We start from the raw sequence: 6,330 nt of genomic DNA, 5'->3' as shown, positions 1-6,330 counted from the left end.
CTCCGCGGCAAACGCTCGCGCGTTTGCGCCGCTCCGCGCCCTCCGGGTTCGAGTCCCCTGTGGCGCGCCCAAACCAAAAAGCGGCTCCGTCGCCGGAGCCGCACTTCATTTCCTGGTGGAGCCGCGGAGAATCGAACTCCGGTCCACGAAAGCCCCCTGATCGGCATCTCCAGGCTCAGTCGCTGGTTTAATCTCGGACGGCGTGCGCGCAGCGACACGCTCGCGCCGTCCCAACCGGTTCAGTCTTAGCCCGCGCCATACCGATTACGTGCGCGGGAGCATTCCCCTCAAATGACACCGCGCCCGGGTCGGGGAACTCCCGGGTTTGGCGTGCCGCTAATTAATTAAGCAGCAAGAGCCAGCTGGGGCTCATAAGAAGAATTCTTGTCAATTCAATTTGACAGTACCCCTGTTTAGCGTGGCGAGGAGACCACGGCCTGCTTCCTCTCTCAGAGCTATCGTGTCGAAACCAGTCGGCCCCGAAGGGGGTCTGGGTCGGTAGGGCGCAGATGTTAAAAAACCCCTGGGGTAATTTTACGTTATTGCATCTACCGAACTCGACCTGTCAAAGTACGCCACCATGCGGTGGATATCGCAGCATAGCACGTACGCGGCGCCACTACAAGGGTACGTGCCGTCATGGTTCAATTTCCGCCGTGTGGGTAGAATGACTCGAACGTCGCGACGAAAGGAAGACGAGCATGCACAACGCGCAGGGCATTATGGACAACACGGGGAAGGTCGCGCTCATTCTGGAAGGCGGTAGCTTCCGATCCCAGTTCACGGCGGGTGTGCTTGACGTCATGCTCGAACATGGCGTTGAAGTTCCCACGTGCTACGGTGTTTCCGCCGGTGCCCTGTGCGGCCTCAATTACAAATCTCGGCAGATCGGTCGCGCGAACCGCATCAACCTCACCTTCTGCAACGACCCTCGCTACATCTCCACGCGCTCGCTTGCCACAACCGGCAGCATCGTGGGATACGACTTTTTGCTCAACGAGGTGCAAGATCGTATCGACCCCTTCGATAGCGCCGCATTCAGCGCAAATCCCATGCGCTTGTTCGCCACGGTGACGAACGCGATGTTCGGGACGGCCGAATACCTCGAGGTGCGCGACGCCGCGCTCGACATCGACGCGGTGCGCGCCACGACGTCGCTTCCCCTCGTGACGCAGCCGGTCGAGGTGGGCGGCAGCTTGTATCTCGACGGCGGCGTCGCGGACTCGGTGCCGGTCGAACACGTGCTGGAAGACGAGGGCTTCGACCGTGCGATCGTGGTGCTCACGCAGCATCGCGGTTATGAGAAGGAGCCCTACGAGCTCATGCCTGCCGCGCGCGTGCGCTACGCTACCTATCCGTACCTGCTTGATGCGCTCGAGACGCGCCATGAGCGCTACAACGAGCAGCGCGAGCATATCTGGGCATATGAGCGCGCGGGTCGGGCGTTCGTGGTCGCGCCGCCGCACAAAGTCGAGGTTGGGCATATCGAACGGGATCCCGCTAAGCTGCTCGAGCTCTACATCCAGGGTCGTCAGGAGGCGTCGCGTTTGCTGGACGAGATGACGGCTTTCCTCGCATAAGGCTTCGTCCGTGCAGTTCGTTTCGGGTGGGCGCAAACGGCGCGCTGAGTAGGGGTTCGACCGGTCGCGCTCCTCACTCGGCCGATGGCGAGCGCGCCCGCTCCAGGCGGCAGGCTGCGTGTCGAGCTGTAACCATTCTGCAAAAATGTGAATGGTTACCTATCAATAATTCGATTTCATGTGTAGGCTGTGCTACCCTTTCAAGGCGTTACGAATAGGATGCGCGCCTCTCGAACGTCGCGCGCGATGCGTGCTTGGGGGACGACGCATATGGCTTATGCTGCAGGAATTGTAGGGGCGGCCGGCTATGCCGGGGTCGAGCTCGTCCGCTTGCTCCTGTCTCATCCAGATTTCGAGCTCAAGGTAATCACGTCGAACGCCGATGCCGGCCAGTCGCTGGCAAGCGTGTACCCCGCGTTTGCGGGCATGAGCGATCTCGTGTTCTCTACGCATGACGACCCGACGCTTATTGCCTGCGATGTTGTGTTTCTCGCCGTGCCGCACACCGCGGCGCTCGCCGTCGTGCCCGAGCTGCTTGCCGCAGACGTGACGATTGTGGACCTTTCGGCAGACTATCGTTTGAATGACCCGGCGGTATACGAGCGCTGGTACGGTGCGACGCACACCTCGCCCGAGCTTCTCCAGGCACGTGCGTTCGGCCTGCCCGAGCTGTTTGCCGAAGACCTCGCCCGCCTCGCCGATCGGCATACCGCGGGAGACGCCGTGCTTGTCGCCTGCGCTGGGTGCTTCCCCACGGCGACTTCGCTTGCTGCGGCGCCTGCGATTCGCGCTGGTTGGACGGCGCCGACAGGTCCTGTGGTCGTCGATGCCATCTCGGGCGTCACGGGTGCGGGCAAGACGCCCTCGGCGCGCACGCATTATTGCAGCGCGGATGAAAACGTTGAGGCATACAACGTCTGCCGTCACCGCCACACGCCCGAGATCGAGCAGATTCTGGAGCTTCCTGGCCGCATCGTGTTCACGCCGCATCTGGCGCCGCTTCGTCGCGGGCTGCTTTCTACAGTGACGTTGCCGCTTGCGGACGATCTGCGCGGGTTGAGCGCCGAGGAGGCTGTTGCATACTACCGCGATTTCTATGCGGGCTCCCCGTTTGCACGCGTGCTCGATGCCGGGCAGACGCCGAAGACCTCGTCTGTCGTTGGGAGCAATGCCTGCCAGATTGGGCTCGCAGTGAATTCCGAGGCGGGTGCGCTCATCGCGATCGCAGCGATCGACAACCTGTGCAAGGGTGCCGCCGGCCAGGCGGTGCAGTGCGCGAACATCGTATTCGGGCTCGATGAGCGACGAGGGCTGCCCCTGCTCGCCCTGCCCGTATAACCCGTTACGTTCGGGCGAGCGCATCGCTTTGGGGGCGTCACTTTGGGGACGGGTACCTTCGTGTCGTTTTCGACACAAACGTACCCGTCCCCAAAGCGTCAAAAACGACACGAAGGTACCCGTCCCCAAAGTGACGCGTTCGCTGTTCGGCTCTACAAGATTGTGAGATGCAAGAAGATGAATGTTGAAGAGTTCGATGAGCAACTTCGCGCGATTCCCGCAGGCGGCGTCACGAGTGCGGCGGGATTTCGCGCCGCAGGCGTCCACGCAGGCTTTCGCAAGAACCCCGACCGCGGCGACCTCGCGCTCGTGGTGGCAGACGAGCCCTGTCCGGCAGCGGGCGTCTTTACCAAGAACCGCTTCTGTGCGGCGCCGGTGACGGTCTCGCGCGAGCACCTCGGTAACAAGGGCTACGGCCTGGTGCGCGCGGTGGTCGCGAACTCGGGCAACGCGAACGCCGCGACTGGCGAGCCCGGACTCGAAGCCGCTCGCTACACCAGTGAGGTTACCGCGCAGCTGCTTGGCTGCGAGACCGACCAGGTGCTCGTCGCCTCGACGGGCGTGATCGGCGTGCAGCTCGATGTCGAGCACTTCGAGACGGGCATTCCCCGGGCGCTCGCCGCGCTCTCACGCGACGGGGGAGCGGCTGTAGCGCAGGCGATCATGACGACCGACACGCATCCCAAGGAATACGCGGTCACGTACGAATCGGGCGACCTCGCGTATGTGGGGTGCACCTTCACGGTGGGCGGTTGCGTGAAGGGCTCCGGCATGATCATGCCGAACATGGCCACGATGATTGCCGTCATCACGACCGATGCTCCCGTTGCGCCCGAGGCGTTGCATGCGCTCCTTTCGGGCTCGGTGAACCGAACGTTCAACAAGGTGACCGTCGATTCCGACACGTCGACGAACGATACGTGCATCATGCTCGCCTCGGGCGCGGCGGCAGCGGGAGCGGAGCCGATTGTCGAGGGAACGGAGGCGTACCTCGAGCTCGAACATGCGCTCTACGTGGTGTGCGAAGCCCTCGCACGCGGTATAGCCGCAGATGGCGAGGGCGCATCGAAGCTCGTGACCGTGAACGTCTCCGGTGCGGCGACACCCGAGGACGCAGATACCTGCGCTCGCTCGGTGGCGAACTCTCCGCTCGTGAAGACCGCCATCGCAGGACACGACTGCAACTGGGGGCGCATCGCCGCTGCGCTGGGCAAATGCGGCGTGGCGTTCGATCAGCGCGCTGTCGACATCGACATCATGGAGCTTCCCGTGTGCCGCGCCGGCCTTGCCGTGCCGTTCGACGAGGACGAGGCGCTGCGTCGCTTCGAGGCACCGGAGATCGTCATCTCGGTCGACCTCGGCGCAGGCTCATGCGCGACGACGGTTTGGACGTGCGACCTCACGCACGACTACATCTCGATCAACGCGGACTACCGTTCGTAATCGGACATCGGAGCCGGTCTCCAACGCCATGATAAAGGGTACAGGCGTTGCGAACGAGCGGTTTTGCACATCGCTTTTGGAGGAATGGTTATGAAGTACGCACGCGATCTTGCCCCTTCGCTTACGAACGAGCAGCTCGGGCGTCAGCTCTACGAGACGCTGCCGTGGGTCAAGAACATCACCGGCAAGACCGTCGTCATCAAATACGGCGGCGCTGCGATGGTCGATGCGGATTTGCGTGAGAAGGTCATGGGCGACATCCTGCTGCTCAAGATCATCGGTGCGCGCGTCGTGATCGTACATGGCGGCGGCGCGGCCATCAACGAGGCGCTGAGCCACTACGACCTGCCTGTGGAATTCAAGGGCGGCCAGCGGGTGACGACGCCCGAGGCCATGGAGGTCGTGCGGCAGGTGCTCGTGGGCAAGGTGAACCAGGAGCTCGTCGCGGCGCTCAACAAACACGGCGCCGTTGCCGCGGGCGTCTCGGGCGGCGACGGAGGTACGCTCATTGCCGAGCAGCTCGATCCCGAACTCGGCTGCGTGGGCAGGGTCAGCCAGGTGAACACGGACTACCTCGAGACGCTGCTCGACAACGACTACATTCCCGTGGTCGCGACGGTCGCACAGGGTGCGGACGGCGGGTTTTTCAACGTGAACGCCGACCTCGCCGCCGGGCATATCGCCGCCGCGATCCACGCGCACAAGGCGATCTTCCTCACCGACGTCGACGGCCTGTACGAGGATTTCTCCGATAAGACGTCGCTCATATCGAATCTCACGCTCGAAGAGACCGAAGAGATGATCAAGGCGGGCGAGGTCTCGAAGGGCATGATTCCCAAGCTTGAAGCCTGCGTGACGGCGCTTCGCGGCGGCGTGTACCGCGCGCACATCATCAACGGCACGACACCACACTCGCTGCTCGTGGAGCTTTTCACCTCGACGGGCGTAGGTACCGTCATGCACTCGACGCTCGAATCCTACGAGTTCGATCAGCATCCGCATCCTGTGGGCGCATTTGCCTCGCGTCTCGTGGAGACCGAGGACATCGAGTAAGCATCTGGGTTCAGGGTTGAACGTAGCACATGCGCAGAAACGAGCATCTGAGCTCAAGGCTTAGATGCTCGCGTGCGAGGAGGGACGGATATGTCATACGAGATGGAGCAGGCGCTCGATGCCGCATATGTGATGCCGACGTTCGGCAGGAGCCCCGTGGAGTTTGTACGTGGAGACGGCATGCACCTCACCGATAGCGAAGGCCGCGTGTACCTCGACTTCCTGGCGGGGATCGGCGTGTGCTCGCTTGGACACGGGCACCCCGCGCTCGTGCAAGCCCTTGAGGCGCAGGTGCCGAAGCTCCTGCACGTATCGAATTACTTTTATGTCGAGCACCGCGGGGCCGTGGCGGCGCTGCTTTCGAAGCTCGCGAACAACGATGTCGCCGGTGCGTATAGGTTGGCGCAGGCGATACGCGGAGGGGACGAGGCGGAGCTTACCGCGGCAGCGAAACCAGCAGCGGGAGAAGAGCTTTGGCAGGCGTTCTTTGCGAACTCCGGTGCCGAGGCCAACGAGTGTTCCATGAAGCTCGCGCGGCTCTTTGCCAAGCGCGCGGGCAACGGCGGCAACACAATCGTGTGCCTGCGCGGCGGCTTCCATGGCCGCACGCTCGAGACGCTCGCCGCGACGATGCAAGACCGCCTGCAGGATTCGTTCCGCCCGCTGCCCGGCGGGTTCGTGGCCTGCACGCCGAACGATGTGGACGAACTGCGGCAGATCTTCGGTGCGCTGGGCAGCGAGATTTGCGCTGTCATGATCGAACCCATTCAAGGCGAGAGCGGCGTGCACCCGCTCGACGCGGCGTTCGTGCAGGCGGCGGCCGACCTCGTACACGGTGTGGGCGGCGTGCTCATCTCCGACGAGGTGCAGGCGGGCATCTTCCGCTGCGGCGCGCCGTTCGCTATCCAGCTTACGG

General features: G+C 63.2%; 5 protein-coding genes and 1 other RNA gene. 5 read left to right on the top strand and 1 reads right to left on the bottom strand.

Annotated elements, in window-relative coordinates:
* Positions 1-113: 113 nt before the first annotated feature.
* Positions 114-481, bottom strand: a transfer-messenger RNA (tmRNA) gene (ssrA, locus tag QZ079_RS07395).
* A gap of 220 nt (positions 482-701) precedes the next feature.
* Here ssrA and QZ079_RS07390 point away from each other — a divergent pair.
* From QZ079_RS07390 to QZ079_RS07370, 5 genes are all read left to right on the top strand, one after another.
* Positions 702-1,580 carry a patatin family protein gene (locus tag QZ079_RS07390; protein ID WP_291289154.1) on the top strand — a complete coding sequence of 293 codons (879 nt, stop codon included), beginning with the start codon at positions 702-704 and terminating at the stop codon, positions 1,578-1,580.
* Positions 1,581-1,850: 270 nt separating this feature from the next.
* Complete coding sequence (gene argC, locus QZ079_RS07385) at positions 1,851-2,918, top strand: N-acetyl-gamma-glutamyl-phosphate reductase (RefSeq protein WP_297037113.1); 1,068 nt, start codon at positions 1,851-1,853, stop codon at positions 2,916-2,918.
* Positions 2,919-3,095: 177 nt separating this feature from the next.
* Positions 3,096-4,361, top strand: a complete 1,266-nt coding sequence (gene argJ / locus QZ079_RS07380) for a bifunctional glutamate N-acetyltransferase/amino-acid acetyltransferase ArgJ (protein ID WP_297037109.1) — start codon at positions 3,096-3,098, stop codon at positions 4,359-4,361.
* Positions 4,362-4,451: 90 nt separating this feature from the next.
* A complete protein-coding gene (argB, locus tag QZ079_RS07375; RefSeq protein WP_297037106.1) occupies positions 4,452-5,414 on the top strand; it encodes an acetylglutamate kinase in 963 nt (320 codons plus the stop codon).
* A gap of 90 nt (positions 5,415-5,504) precedes the next feature.
* Positions 5,505-6,330 (top strand): aminotransferase class III-fold pyridoxal phosphate-dependent enzyme (locus tag QZ079_RS07370; protein WP_297037103.1); only part of this gene is annotated, 826 nt, incomplete at its 3' end.

This window comes from uncultured Enorma sp. (assembly GCA_905210055.1).
Classification (GTDB): domain Bacteria; phylum Actinomycetota; class Coriobacteriia; order Coriobacteriales; family Coriobacteriaceae; genus Enorma.
The sequence above is the reverse complement of the archived record's forward strand: the minus strand, read 5'-3'. Positions and strand labels throughout refer to the sequence as shown.